Source organism: Acetobacteraceae bacterium, from assembly GCA_039613835.1.
GTDB lineage: Bacteria > Pseudomonadota > Alphaproteobacteria > Acetobacterales > Acetobacteraceae > Sorlinia.
Genome location: CP154827.1, coordinates 618,898 through 631,844, shown reverse-complemented (window position 1 = coordinate 631,844; position 12,947 = coordinate 618,898). Strand labels below are relative to the sequence as shown.

Sequence of the window (12,947 nt, the reverse complement as noted above, 5' to 3'; positions counted from 1 at the left end):
GAGCGTCTGGCGCAAAGAGCGAACATGTCAGTCGCGGTTATAAGTGAAAATTTTGCCGGGATGCGTGCGCAGGCTGAAGGCCTGCTGCACCGGCTGGATGTTGAACCATGTTTCCAAACAGTCCGGCTTGAAGGTATGTGGCGTCACCTGCCAACGCGCTTTTGCCCCGACCCTCTTAAAGCGGCCGCGCCGATCCAACTTGCACCGGAGACGCAATGGCTCCTCAGTGTCGGAGGGCGCGGCGGCGCGGTGGGCGCGGCCCTTCGCCGGAAGACGGGACTGAAACTCGTCCAGGTGCAAAATCCGCGCATGGGCTTCAGTCAGTTTGACCTCATTATCGCCAATCATCACGACAACATTTCAGGGCCCAATGTCATCTCCATCCGCACCGCCCTGCACAATGTCACGTCCGACCGCCTCGCCTCGGCGCGGGCTGCATGGGCGGTACGTTTGCAGCGGGCGGGCCGCCCCCTCCTCTGCGTCATGCTTGGCGGGTCAAACGGGCGCTTCCGTCTCGGGCATGAAGACGGCCGCCTGATCGGCCAAAGCCTGGCACAGATGGTGCGGCAACAGAATATCGCGCTCGCCATCACGCCATCACGCCGCACCGACAGGCAGGCTCTTGCCGCTTTAGAGAAAGAACTTGAGGGTCTTGACGCCCATATCTGGCGTGGCGAGGGCGATAACCCTTATCTCGGCATGTTGGCATCGGCGGATATGATCGCGGTCACGACGGATAGCGTGTCCATGATTTCGGAAGCGTTGGCCACGAAGGCGCCCGTGCAGATCATCCCCCTGCCCGGACGGTCCCGTCGGATTTCGGCTTTTGTGCAAGGCCTGACGGCTTTGGATCGCGTCCGACCCTTTATGCCGGATTGGCACCCCTGGGGCGTTTCCCCGCTTGACGACACGGAAATTGCGGTCGAAGAAGTAAGAAAGCGCCTGCTGGGCTAGCTTCCCCGCCGGTTTGACACGGATTTGAGGATGATATGCTCAAGATCAGCACCTTCACGCCTCAGCGCGGTGGTAATGTCTTTTATAAGGCCATCGCCCATCCTCTTGCCGCGTCCCTTATCCAAAACTTAGCTTCTGATCTCGGCAGCGAGGCGCGCCTCGCAGTTTATGACCCTGATCATGAGGTTTCCAATTTCTTCGCGCTCTACCCGACCCTTCAGCCGGATTGCGGTCTCTTCACTCATCAGTCTGAAGAAGTCGGGAGGGATGATGGCAGAGGCGGCGTTATGCAGCCTCTGATCAAAATTGCGCAGAGTGACGCCACCCACATTCTCGCCCTCTCGTTTGATGACGCGAAAACGCGGTCTCGCCTCTCCCGCGTGACACGGGAAGATCAGCAGATCATCACGCTCGGTGGGGCCCGTTTGCCGGAGGCCATGCTCAGCAATAAGCGGAATTATCTCGATAAACTCAATTTCGCGACAAATTTCGCTTTCTTTCGCGATGATGATCAACTGTCCACGCGTCTTGTCGCCGCAAATTACTGGAGCCATTACGGCGCGACAAATGTGCGATATTGGTTTCGGCTTTATGACGGGGTTGGGCGTGTCATTGCCGAATGGGAAGAGCATATCACCTCCCCTGGCGCGGGTATTATTATTGACAGCCAAGAGGTCAGAAAACGCTTCGCGCTCCCGGCTTTCTGCGGCCAGTTATTTCTGCATGTTCTGGGCGCGCGGGGGCATGACACCGTAAAATACGCACTCGACATTTACGGACGGGGGCGTGATGCGAGTCTCTCCGTCACACATGACGCTAATGCGTGGCCGTCACCTCGCTTCGCAACCTTACCTGCGCCGGATGATGATGAGCAGATCATTCTCTGGATCCAGAACAGTCATGCCTCTCCCATCAGTCCGGGTGAGATCACGTTAAACCGCATGGGTGATAAGCGGGAATACCCTGTCGCCGTCGAAATCCCGGCTTTCGGGACATATCGGCTGGATGTGGGGGAGCTCATGCCGGGCGCCAAATGGCCCGCACAGCTCGAGTTGCGCGCGGGCAATCATATCGTGCGGCCGCGATATGAAATTGTGCAACGCGGCCTGACGCGCATCGCGCACCTCAATATTGAGCGACAGGACCTCAAGCCCGACCACACAATTGCGAAAATGCCTTTATGGATGGGGCGCGGATTTATCTTGCCGTTCCCCGTGCTGGACCCTGCGAGATACACGACCTTCCTCCAGCCTAACCCCATGTCGGAACAAGTGACACATCTGCCCGTGCGGGTGGATTTGTTTGATCGACAGGGAAGGCAGGTCCGGCAAGAATTTCTGGGGAATCTCCCACGTCATCACGCGGCGGCTTTCGCGATGCATGATCTCATGCCGCATGAGGGGCATGGGGAGCTGGTTTATGATTTTCATGATGGTGGCGAGGCGGATGGCTGGCTCCACGCCATGTTGCGCTATCGTGACCGCGCCAATGGACATGCGGCGGAAACAAGCTTCGGCGCACACATCTTCAATACACTCATGACGTGGCGTAATGAGCCGCAATCCTATACCGGGCCGCCACCGGGTTTGACGACACGACTCTTCTTCAAATTAAGTCAGGCGGGGATGCGGAGCTTCAGTCACCTCATTTACCCGACATCCCTTGAAGAGACGGCGCCCTCCCAAACGATCCTGCATCTCGTGGCGCGGGACGGCGCGAAAATCGCGCAGGAGACGATCCATGTCGCGCCATCGGGCTCAACGATTATCTGGCCGGATGAAATATTCGGTTCGGAATTGATCGAGAAAGCCGGGGAGGGGGGCTATGTCCTCATCCGCGACATGACATGCCGCCTGTTTGGCTATCACGGCCAGATGAATGGGAAAGCCGGTTTTTCGCTTGATCACATGTTCGGGTTCTGAGATTTTCCCGTAAGTGGCTTGTCACACGGTGCCGAGTTTGATAGTGATCCCGGCATCGCAATTGGGGTGCGTAGCTCAGCGGTAGAGCACTGCCTTCACACGGCAGGGGTCACAGGTTCAATCCCTGTCGCACCCACCAGTTCGATTGATCTCCTAATCTTTGCATTAAGCCGGAATGGCGTCCCGCGCGCGGGTCACGCTTGCATCATGGTTAGACAGGCACCTGCCCGTAAAAGTTTTTAATGGAAACTGATTTGTAAGGCTGAGATGCTTTCCCCTTCGCCAAGTGTGATCGGGAAATCCATGTCATGAGACTATCTCTCAAATTATTTTGCGTCACCATCGCCATGTCCCTCACCGCCAACAACGCCTTGGCAGATGAGTGCCGGGGAGTCGTCATCAAAACCATCCCGGGCAACGATTTCGACGGGAAGAAAGGCACAGTGCTGGAATTGATCCACGCTTATGAGGGCAAGCCGGACGGCACCCCCCCCTGACTTACGGCGGACGCGGGGGCGGGATTTATCCGGCCGATCACGTTAAAATCCTGAATTGCACGCTGCGTAAAATAAACGCGAAGCCCTATTTCGACCTCATCCTCAAAGACACGCCTGAAAATGCACACGGGATTCTGTATCAGTCGATCATGAATAAGCTCGTCGATGCTGGACTGGATTACGCAAATGCGGGCAATGCGGCTTCCAGCTACCTGGATCAGCCCCGCAAAGCATGTAGCCTGATGATCAAAAGAGCCCTCAATGGTGACCCGGCTGCCATCGACGTCATTCGCAAGACCGGAATCTGTCAGCCAAGGTGACGCCCTTGCACCTGAAACAAGCTGGTTCTACGCCTCATCTCCGTCTGCTTTGGCATTCACTGTCGTGGGATGGAAACGGGAATGCTGGCGGGAATAAACCATGTAGATCAAAGCGCCGAGCATGGCATAAGCGAGAAGCAGAATAACGGGAAGCGGATTACCGACAAGCGCGTCCCTCGCAACATCCACCACCAGCGGGACCATCATCACGCCGGACAGCGCGATCCCGAGCATGGGTGTCACGCCCAGCCAATAACCGCGTATCACCACCCCTCCGAGCGGCACTTCAAACGGGCGCGGTGCGTCCGGCGCGTGATTGCGTTGCCAGATGACCGTAAAGCACACCATGGCGAAGGCCAGAGCCGTGCCGATACTCACGATTTCACTGATGACGTCAATCGGCAATGTGGCCGTGCCGACGGCGACGCATATCCCCAGGATGATCGTGCCTGTCCAAGGTGTGCGGAAACGCGGGTGAACATGCGAGAATAACGGCGAAATCAGCCCGTCCCGGCTCATGGCATAGAGAATGCGCGACTGCCCGTAAAGCAGGCCAAGCAGGACGGAACACAGCCCCACCGTGGCGCCAATATTGACGCATAAAGTCAGAAAGGGCGCGTGCATCTTCGGGACGGCAATAGCGAGCGGGTCTGCCACATCGAGTTGACGATAGGGCACGATACCGAGCAGAACCACCGCCACACCCAGATAGATGATGGTGCAGATTGCGAGGCTGCCAATAATGCCGATAGGCACATCGCGCCGCGGATTCCGCGCTTCGCTCGCCGCGGTTGAAACGGCCTCAAACCCGACATAAGCAAAAAAGATCACCGACGCCGCGCGGAACACACCCCCCCAGCCATAGCGAAATCCGCCTTCATTATGCGGCATGAACGGCACCCAGTTATGCGGCGAGATGGCGAACACGCCAAACCCGATAAACAGCAGGAGCACGCCCACTTTTATGCACACCACAATGGCGTTGAGCCGCGCTGTCTCCTGCACCCCGATGACGAGGAAGAAAGTGATAAGGCACACAGCGAGCGCGCCAACGCCATTGATACGCCAGTCAAAACCAATGCGCGTCGCCTCCGCGGTGACATTTGTAATGAGGGTGGAGGTGTAGAACCATGCAGGCACATGAATGTGGAAGGCCCCGGCTAGGCTGGACGCATATCCGGACAGACCCGACGCCACGGCGATACAGGAGATGCCATATTCAAGCAGCAGCAGCCAGCCCGTGACCCAGGCCGCACGTTCCCCCATTGAGACATAGGCGTAGGAATAGGCGGAGCCGGAAACCGGCATACTCGCCGCCAACTCACCATAACAAAGCGCAGTGAAGAGGCACGCCACGGCCGCGACGATGAAGGAGATCAGCACAGCAGGCCCGGCATATTGCGATACCGCCATGCCGGTCATGACATAAATGCCCGCACCCACGGTCGAACCGACACCGAGAAGTGTCAGTTGTGTCGCGGAGAGTGTCTGCTTCAGGGATTGATCCTTGAAGTCACGCTCTATCTGCACAAGTGTTTTGCGGCGGGATGGCATACTCATCACTCAAAGGCAGGAATCGGCGGCACCTTAAGAAAAATTAAATTTTAAATATGACCGAAACGTTTTGATGGCGGAAAAATCGTCATCGTGCCAGTATAAAATAGGCGACACTGCCAAAAATGATACAGTAATAAGCGAAAGGCGCGAGCGCCCAGACATCGTGCTTGCGGAAATAACGTAACAGGAAAAGCGTGCTTAAAAGCGCTGTGATACCTGCCGCAACCGCCGCGATGACCGAAAGTGCGGCCATTTCATGGGTTACTTTAATGTCGCGCAACGCAAAGCCTTCCTTGATCGTTGCCGCGAATACGATGGGTTGTGCCATGAGAAGTGAGAATCGAGTTGCAACCTCATGATTTAATCCGCGCAGAAGGCCGCCAATAATCGTCGACCCTGATCGCGAAAGTCCTGGCAACAAAGCGAGGCACTGCCAGACGCCGATAAAAAGCGCGTCTTTCACCCCGAGGGCTGAAATGACCTCCCTCTTTTGCGGGCGCTGCCGGGCGCGCAGCCCCTCCATCGCTAAAAGGAGGATGCCATTTGCGATCAGTAACAGGGCGACGAGACGCGGATCTGCGAAGATGCGCCAGAAATAATGTTCGAAGAACCCGCCAATGATGACGGCCGGGATCGTCGCCACCACCAGCAGGAAGAGAATGCGCAGCGTCTCAATCTGACGCTGCGCACCATCCCGCCCTGAAGCGCCATGAAGCAGCGACCACCAATCCCGCCAGAAGACGGTAAGCAGCGCAATAAGCGTCCCGAAATGCAGAAAAGTGAGAAAGGGCAGAAAATAGGGGTCATGACGGTCAAACCCCCATCCGAAAAGCGCGGGCACCACCACCACATGCCCCAGGCTGCTCACGGGGAAAAGTTCTGTCACACCTTGGAGGACAGCATAGGCTAACGCGTGGATGACGTTCATGGTCTTCCCAAAACAAATGTTTGCGTGCACAAATTCAATGCCGCAAGCCAGGCATCAAGGCAACCCTGACACCGCGTGCACGTGGGGTTTTATGCCGATATTGCATGAATTTACTGATCATGAGGTCATTATTGTCTCAGAAATCCCGCGGGGGGCGCCGCCCTTGCTAGCCTCGCCGTGCTGATCGTCGCCTTGGGCTTTACCGCTTATATCGGGGCACATCGCCATGTGTTCAGTGGCGCGACGCTTCAATATACTGCGTTGTTCAATTCCGCGAACGGCCTGCGACCGGGTGCGGAGGTGATGGTCTCCGGCGTCACGGTGGGTCAGGTCAATATGATCACCATCGATAAGGATACGGATCTCGCAAAGGTCGTTTTCAGTATCGATAAGAACCTGCCCTTGACCGTCGATGCCTCTGTCGCGATCGTCGCGCCGGACATGACGTCCGATAATGCTTTGATGGTCAATCCCGGTCATGCGTCGGCGCGGTTGAATCCGGCGGAGATGATCACGTCAACCACGGACCAGTTATCACTGGAACAGCAGGTGAGTGACTATATTTTTGGCGGCCATCTGCAGTAAGCGTTGAGAGCCGCCTCAAACGGCGCGCTCCAGGATGATGTGAGCATTGTATGATACGCCCGGCAAAATGAAGGAAATTCAATCCTTAATCGTCGCTTGATGCTTGCCGGAAGCCTCGCTGCCCTGAGCACCCGCGCCCATGCCGCCAGGGTTACGGGACGGGCATCACCCACCTATGGGGCTTTTCTGAATAATGTCAGAAACGCCGCACGCGCGGAGGGCATACGCGATGACGTGATTGATGATGCGTTCTCCGGCCTCAAAACGCCTAATCGCAACGTTATCGCCCGTGACCGTCGTCAGCCGGAGGGCACGCTGACATGGCACGCCTACCAAAAGCTCGTGCTGACGAAAGACACATTCGAGAAAGCGCGCATCAACATGTCCGCGCAGCGCGATGTTCTTAAACCTATTTCCGACAAATATGACGTTGATCCCGAACTCATCATCGCGATCTAGGGGCTTGAGTCTTCCTTCGGCAGGAAGATGGGAAAATTCAATATCTTCGATGCCTTGGCGACATTGGCTTATGAAGGGCGGCGGCACTTTTTCCGCACCGAACTGATCCAGGCCCTGCATATTCTCGACCGGAAGGGGTTTCGCGCCGCCGACATGACAGGCTCCTATGCCGGGGCGATGGGGCAGCCGCAATTCATGCCGAGCGCCTATCTCAGATTTGCCGCGGATGGTGACGAGGATGGCGTCCCTGATATCTGGCACAGCCGGGCGGATGTTTTCGCTTCTATCGCGAATTTTCTGCATCATTATGGCTGGCAGCGTGGCCAACGGTGGGGTTACGCCGTGACGATGACGAAGCCACTGCCGGTGGGCCAGCTGGGGCGACGGCATCGCGCCACTAATCAGCAATGGTCACAAGCTGGCGTCATAGGCGCGAATGGCGCGGCCCTGCCCCCGGATTCGGGTATGGGCGCAATCATTCCGACGGGAGAGGTTACCGTTTCCGGCTTCCCATCCGGTTTTTTGGTCTATAATAATTTCATGACGATCCACCATTATAACCCGGCGGATTTCTATGCGCTTGCAACGGGTCTGAGTGCTGATGAAGCTTCGCGAACATGAGGCTGCGCTGGTCACGCTGGTCATTCTGACGAGCTGTCACGATGCGGAGGCGCCTCCTCAAGCAAGCTTGCATCCGGCACTCGGTAAGGTCTGGAAGGGGCTTGATCGCTGGTTTTACCCCGAAGCCAGAACGGAATATCGCGAGACGGGCATCACCCAAACCTATACGTGGCCGGGAAACACCCGATTGCCGGATGGGGAAATTTGGTCCGCCTCCGCCATGACGGGCGCGCATCAAACATTGCAGCTTCCAGCCTTAGTCTGGGTGGAGAATTTATCCAATGGCCGGGCTGTCAAAATTCGCCTCAATGATCGCGGCCCTGAGGATGGGCGGCGCATCCTTGCCGTCACGCCAGCTGTGGCGCGAATACTGGGCATGGGAAAAGCCCGACGCCCGTGCGGATCACGTTGGTCCGTCAGCAAAATGCCGCTTTGGGTTATGATTCGGCGACCATGCCCGATCTCGGTATTGCGTCACCCGAACGCAGCAAGTCGCAGAAAGCGCTGAGCGTGGCCGAAGCCTTACCGCAGACTTACATTCAGAAACCTGTCTATCCTATTGATTATTATGTTGTTCTTGGATCTTTCTACCAACAGCGTGTCGCTGCGCGCGTCGCGACACGCTGCCAGGCCCTTGTCACGCGGGATGCCGGAGACGGCGTCAATCCCGCATGGCAGGTTGTTTACGGGCCATTCCTCACGGTAGAGAAAACCGACGACGCGCAGAGTCGTGCCCAGAAATGTGGCATCAGTAATCCACGCCTCTTGGTTAGATAGGAAGTCACGTGCCCACTCGACGTTTTCTTCTCGGCAGTTCGGCTGCCGCAGCTGCTCTCATTATCGCGGGCCCCGCAATGGCCCGGAAGGTCCCCTTGCCGGCCAAGGAAACCGTGCCGGACCCGGAGCTCACCACCCCGGCGGAGACTCCGGTCGGGCCAGTCAATGTCAATGCCAGATGGGCCTGCGTGATGGATTTTGAGACGGGCGCGACATTAATGTCCAAATCAGCCGACGCCCATATGCCGCCATCCTCCCTCACGAAAATAATGACGACATACATCGTGTTCGGGATGCTGAAATCCGGCCGCCTGACTCTATCTCAAAATCTCCCGGTCAGTGAAAAAGCCTGGCGTATGCAGGGCTCCAAAATGTTTGTGCCGCTCGGTGAGACGGTTGAGGTGGGCAAACTGATCCAGGGCATGTTGATCCAGTCCGGCAATGATGCGTGCATTGTTCTGGCGGAGGGTATCGCGGCGTCTGAAGAGCAATTTGTCACTCTGATGAATCAGATGGCCAGCCGGATGAAAATGGAGAACACGCATTTCACCAACTGCACCGGATGGCCTGACCCTGACCATTATATGTCAGCGCGTGATACGACGATCCTCGCCATGCATCTCATCCGGGATTACCCGGAATATTATCATTTCTTCTCCGAGAAGGAATTCGCCTTCAATCATATCAAGCAGGGAAACCGGAATACGCTCGTCGATAAGGGCCTTGCGGACGGGCTCAAAACGGGACACACGGATGCAGGCGGCTTCGGCATGTGCGTCAGTTCGGACCGCCACGGGCGGCGCGTCGTCGTCACCCTGAATGGCATGACATCCATGAATGTTCGTGCACGGGAGACGGCGCGCGTGTTGGATTGGACCTTCGCTGAGTTTGAGAATGTGACAATTTTCAGCAAGGGTGACGTGGTGGATCATGCGCCTGTCTGGATGGGGGTTGAGGATAATCTGCCCCTCGTCGCGCCGTCAGATATACACCTGACGCTGCCACGCAATTGGCGCGCGCATGATCACCTCTCCATCACCTATGCGTCACCGCTGATCGCGCCGATATCGGCGGGACAAAGCTGCGGCGCGCTCGTCTTTACAGTCCCGGGCATGAAGGAAATACGCCTGCCCCTGTTGGCTGACCACGCTGTGGCACGCCTTGGCCTGCTTGGGCGTGCCTCGCGGCGCCTTGGCCTTGCAAACGGCACCACGCAGTGAAGAGGCGCGGGGTTTTCATCACCCTGGAAGGCGGGGAGGGGTGCGGTAAATCGACGCAACTCAGCCTCGTCGCGAAATTGCTTGAAAAACAAGGCGTTCCCTTCATCACCACGCGGGAGCCGGGGGGCAGTGCCGGGGGGGAGTTACTACGCAACACCATCTTATTCAGCGATGTCGCCTTTTCCGCGCGGTCGGAAGTCCTCCTCCATATGGCTGCACGGGCCGACCATGTGGATCAGATCATCAGGCCTGCCTGTGAGGCAGGGAAACTCGTCCTCTGTGATCGCTATCATCACTCCACCATCGCCTATCAGGGTTACGGCGCGGATGATGGCGCAGCTGACCTCCTGAAATTCATCGAGGATGCGCGGCGACTCATTGCTTTCGAGCCGGATAAGACGTTCCTTTTCAATGTTCCGCCAAAGGTGGCGGCGCAGCGTCTCGCCAGGCGGAAGGGCCGCACGGATCGTTATGAGGAGAGGGGCGCCGCGTTTCATGACCGCGTTCGGCAAGGCTTCGACAAAATTCAGAAGCAGGAGCCGGAACGGATCGAACCCATTGATGCGGCGGGCGATGCGGATGCGCTAAGCCGTATTTTATTTCGCAAAATCATGGCGTTACGCGAGGGCGCGGCGCAATGATCAAAAACAGGGCGCGCGATATTGTCGGGCATGATGCCGCGATCCAGCAATTTGAGGCCGCCCGACGATCCGGCAGGCTCCATCATGCATGGCTCATCACGGGAACGCCCCAGATCGGCAAAACCACGCTGGCCCTGTTTTTTGCCAGAACCCTGTTAAACGCGACGGACCCCCAAAGCGCGATATCCCGCCGTTTTGAGGCGGGCACGCATGGCGACCTTCTGGTGATTACGCGCTGGGCGAGCACCGGGAAGGGGGGGGAGAGCCAGACCATCGTCGCCGCAGACATCAAGCCCGTGCAACAACTTTTGCATCACACAGCCGCGGAGGGCGGCTGGCGGGTCGTCATCGTCGCGGGGGGTGATCTGCTCAATAATTTCGCGGTCAATGCTTTATTGAAGCTTCTGGAAGAACCTCCTGAAAAAACGGTATTTTTCATCACCGCCGATAATGCGGCGGCCGTCATCCCCACCATCCGGAGTCGCTGCCACAAGCTCTTCCTTCATCCATTACAGGATGCGGACATGCTGGTTTTTCTCGCACGACATCAATTGACGGACCCGGATACGAATCAGCGCCTGATCTCCCAGGCGAAGGGCCGGCCGGGATATGCGCTGGAACTGGCCTCCCGCCATCATGAGGATCTGACGCAGATCGTGGAAGAGCTCGCTTCCGGCGCATCCCACTCCATATCGCCTGCCCAAGCGGAGCGTATCGCGAAAGAGGAGAGGGGTTTTTCCACCTTCTGCGATTTGCTACAGGAGCGCATCCGGGACGCGTCGCTGACTTTCAGTCACAAAGGGGATCAAAGCGCGGCAAACCGGGCAGCGGAAATCTATCAGAAGCTGATATATTTGCGGCATGAGACCGACCGCTTCAATCTCGATAGGACACTGGCAGCTCTCAAAGCCGCTGCGATGATAGGCAGATTATGACGTCGCGATATTATGTTACCACGCCGATTTATTACGTGAATGGCGCGCCTCATATCGGGCACGCTTATACATCTGTTGCGGCCGATATCATCGCGCGCTTTCACCGTCTTGACGGGCGGGAGGTGTTTTTCTTGACCGGCACGGATGAGCACGGTCAGAAAGTTGAACAGGCTGCCGCCCAGGCAGGTCAGTCCACCTTGGAATTTGTCAACGGCATTTCCCGCAATTTCAAGGACATGGCGGATGCCATGGCCATTTCTTATGATCGTTTCATCCGCACGACGGAGGCACGGCATAAAGACGCGGCGCAGGCCCTTTGGCGTCAGGTTGCGGAGAATGACCATATCTACCTTGGCGCCTATGAGGGCTGGTACGCGCTGAGAGATGAATGTTTTTACAGTGAGGATGAGATCACCCTGCTGGAGGATGGCACCCATATCGCCCCCAGCGGTGCGCCTGTCACGTGGGTCAAGGAAGAATCCTATTTTTTCCGCCTTTCTGCCTTTCAGGGCAGATTACTCGCCCTTTATGAGGCGAAACCGCATTTCCTCAGGCCGGCAGGACGCCGGAAGGAAATCATCAGTTTCGTCAAATCGGGCCTGCGGGACCTTTCCATCAGCCGGACAAGCTTCTCCTGGGGTATCCCCGTACCGGATGACCCGAAACATGTCATGTATGTCTGGTTCGACGCGCTGGCAAATTACCTTTCCGCCCTCGGTTATCCCGATATGCAAAGTGAGGGGATGACGTTCTGGCCCGCCAATGCGCATATTGTGGGTAAGGACATCATCCGCTTCCATGCAGTTTTCTGGCCCGCTTTCCTGATGGCCGCGGGGCTGGATCTGCCGGACGCCCTTTTCGCCAATGGCTGGTGGACGATCGAAGGTCAGAAGATGAGTAAATCTCTGGGCAATGTCATTAACCCCCGGGACCTTGCTTCAGAATTTGGCGTCGATGCGGTTCGCTTCTTCATGATGCGGGAAGTGCCTTTCGGGGGTGACTCGGATCTGAGCCGCAAATCCCTGATCAACCGCATCAATGTGGAACTCGCCAACGGGCTCGGCAATCTGGCGCAGCGGACCCTGACGCAGATCAACCGCCATTTCGGTGGGAAATTACCGGAGTGGGGCGAAATGCAGAAAGATGATCGCGATTTATTGGCGCAATCCTCGCTTCTGCCGGACCTCCTGCGGCAGCATGTTGCCCGCTTTGCCCTGACGGATGGGCTGGAGGCCGTCTGGAAAGTGGTGCGCGCCTGTAATGCCTATATTGATCACCAGGCGCCCTGGGTTCTCAAAAAGACAGATCCTGCCCGAATGGGCACGGTTCTGCGCACTCTTTATGAGGCTTTGCGCCACATCGCCATCGTCCTGCAACCGTATATGCCGGGGACAATGGATAAATTACTGACGCAACTCGGCATCTCTCAGAATGCGCGTCAATTATCTGACCTAGCACATGGTGACATTGATGCAGAGCTGCCCGCGCCTCAGGGCCTCTTCCCGAGATTTGTGGAAGAGGGGACGTGACG

The 12,947-nt window shown here is 57.0% G+C and carries 13 protein-coding genes, 1 tRNA gene and 1 pseudogene; 13 read left to right on the top strand and 2 right to left on the bottom strand.

The window, feature by feature from the left end:
- The first annotated feature begins 24 nt into the window (after window positions 1-24).
- The 5 genes from AAYR33_03555 to AAYR33_03535 all read left to right on the top strand — a co-directional run bounded on the left by AAYR33_03555 (window position 25) and on the right by AAYR33_03535 (window position 3,693).
- The gene (locus AAYR33_03555) at window positions 25-954 is read left to right on the top strand and encodes a mitochondrial fission ELM1 family protein (GenBank protein XAO72006.1); all 930 of its coding nucleotides are present in this window, start codon (window positions 25-27) and stop codon (window positions 952-954) included.
- Between the two features lie 35 nt (window positions 955-989).
- Window positions 990-2,876, top strand: a complete 1,887-nt coding sequence (locus tag AAYR33_03550; GenBank protein XAO72005.1) for a hypothetical protein — start codon at window positions 990-992, stop codon at window positions 2,874-2,876.
- Between the two features lie 64 nt (window positions 2,877-2,940).
- Window positions 2,941-3,015, top strand: a tRNA-Val gene (locus tag AAYR33_03545).
- 169 nt (window positions 3,016-3,184) lie between these two features.
- Complete coding sequence (locus tag AAYR33_03540; GenBank protein XAO72004.1) at window positions 3,185-3,373, top strand: hypothetical protein; 189 nt, start codon at window positions 3,185-3,187, stop codon at window positions 3,371-3,373.
- A gap of 149 nt (window positions 3,374-3,522) precedes the next feature.
- A complete protein-coding gene (locus AAYR33_03535) occupies window positions 3,523-3,693 on the top strand; it encodes a hypothetical protein (GenBank protein XAO72003.1) in 171 nt (56 codons plus the stop codon).
- Window positions 3,694-3,720: 27 nt separating this feature from the next.
- Here the strand turns inward: AAYR33_03535 and AAYR33_03530 are convergent, their stop codons facing one another.
- The gene (locus AAYR33_03530) at window positions 3,721-5,247 is read right to left on the bottom strand and encodes an amino acid permease (protein XAO72365.1); all 1,527 of its coding nucleotides are present in this window, start codon (window positions 5,245-5,247) and stop codon (window positions 3,721-3,723) included.
- Window positions 5,248-5,335: 88 nt separating this feature from the next.
- Window positions 5,336-6,178 (bottom strand): undecaprenyl-diphosphate phosphatase, encoded by an 843-nt coding sequence (locus tag AAYR33_03525; GenBank protein ID XAO72002.1) that lies wholly within the window; start codon window positions 6,176-6,178, stop codon window positions 5,336-5,338.
- Window positions 6,179-6,355: 177 nt separating this feature from the next.
- Here AAYR33_03525 and AAYR33_03520 point away from each other — a divergent pair, with 177 nt between their 5' ends.
- From AAYR33_03520 to metG, 8 genes and pseudogenes are all read left to right on the top strand, one after another.
- Window positions 6,356-6,763: an MlaD family protein gene (locus AAYR33_03520; GenBank protein ID XAO72001.1), complete on the top strand. Its 408-nt coding sequence runs from the start codon at window positions 6,356-6,358 to the stop codon at window positions 6,761-6,763.
- Between the two features lie 99 nt (window positions 6,764-6,862).
- Window positions 6,863-7,843, top strand: a pseudogene (locus AAYR33_03515) (lytic murein transglycosylase).
- The gene (locus tag AAYR33_03510; GenBank protein XAO72000.1) at window positions 7,824-8,351 is read left to right on the top strand and encodes an RlpA-like double-psi beta-barrel domain-containing protein; all 528 of its coding nucleotides are present in this window, start codon (window positions 7,824-7,826) and stop codon (window positions 8,349-8,351) included. Before AAYR33_03515 ends, AAYR33_03510 begins: the two are co-directional and overlap by 20 nt.
- The gene (locus tag AAYR33_03505; GenBank protein ID XAO72488.1) at window positions 8,297-8,620 is read left to right on the top strand and encodes a hypothetical protein; all 324 of its coding nucleotides are present in this window, start codon (window positions 8,297-8,299) and stop codon (window positions 8,618-8,620) included. Before AAYR33_03510 ends, AAYR33_03505 begins: the two co-directional genes overlap by 55 nt.
- Window positions 8,621-8,697: 77 nt before the next feature.
- Entirely contained in the window at window positions 8,698-9,840 is a 1,143-nt protein-coding gene (locus AAYR33_03500; protein XAO72364.1) for a D-alanyl-D-alanine carboxypeptidase family protein, read from the top strand.
- Complete coding sequence (gene tmk, locus AAYR33_03495; GenBank protein ID XAO71999.1) at window positions 9,837-10,481, top strand: dTMP kinase; 645 nt, start codon at window positions 9,837-9,839, stop codon at window positions 10,479-10,481. Before AAYR33_03500 ends, tmk begins: the two co-directional genes overlap by 4 nt.
- A complete protein-coding gene (locus AAYR33_03490) occupies window positions 10,478-11,416 on the top strand; it encodes a DNA polymerase III subunit delta' (GenBank protein XAO71998.1) in 939 nt (312 codons plus the stop codon). The genes tmk and AAYR33_03490 overlap by 4 nt, the downstream gene beginning before the upstream one ends.
- Window positions 11,413-12,945 (top strand): methionine--tRNA ligase, encoded by a 1,533-nt coding sequence (gene metG, locus AAYR33_03485; GenBank protein XAO71997.1) that lies wholly within the window; start codon window positions 11,413-11,415, stop codon window positions 12,943-12,945. Before AAYR33_03490 ends, metG begins: the two co-directional genes overlap by 4 nt.
- Window positions 12,946-12,947 lie beyond the last annotated feature (2 nt).

Bases quoted from the DNA above. Each gene is read 5' to 3' on its own strand.
- metG (XAO71997.1), top strand. From the start codon at position 11,413: ATGACGTCGCGATATTATGTTACCACGCCGATTTATTACGTGAATGGC.
- AAYR33_03525 (XAO72002.1), bottom strand. From the start codon at position 6,178: ATGAACGTCATCCACGCGTTAGCCTATGCTGTCCTCCAAGGTGTGACA.
- AAYR33_03540 (XAO72004.1), top strand. From the start codon at position 3,185: ATGAGACTATCTCTCAAATTATTTTGCGTCACCATCGCCATGTCCCTC.
- AAYR33_03535 (XAO72003.1), top strand. From the start codon at position 3,523: ATGAATAAGCTCGTCGATGCTGGACTGGATTACGCAAATGCGGGCAAT.
- AAYR33_03550 (XAO72005.1), top strand. From the start codon at position 990: ATGCTCAAGATCAGCACCTTCACGCCTCAGCGCGGTGGTAATGTCTTT.
- AAYR33_03510 (XAO72000.1), top strand. From the start codon at position 7,824: ATGAAGCTTCGCGAACATGAGGCTGCGCTGGTCACGCTGGTCATTCTG.
- AAYR33_03530 (XAO72365.1), bottom strand. From the start codon at position 5,247: ATGCCATCCCGCCGCAAAACACTTGTGCAGATAGAGCGTGACTTCAAG.
- AAYR33_03490 (XAO71998.1), top strand. From the start codon at position 10,478: ATGATCAAAAACAGGGCGCGCGATATTGTCGGGCATGATGCCGCGATC.
- AAYR33_03555 (XAO72006.1), top strand. From the start codon at position 25: ATGTCAGTCGCGGTTATAAGTGAAAATTTTGCCGGGATGCGTGCGCAG.
- AAYR33_03505 (XAO72488.1), top strand. From the start codon at position 8,297: ATGCCCGATCTCGGTATTGCGTCACCCGAACGCAGCAAGTCGCAGAAA.
- AAYR33_03500 (XAO72364.1), top strand. From the start codon at position 8,698: ATGGCCCGGAAGGTCCCCTTGCCGGCCAAGGAAACCGTGCCGGACCCG.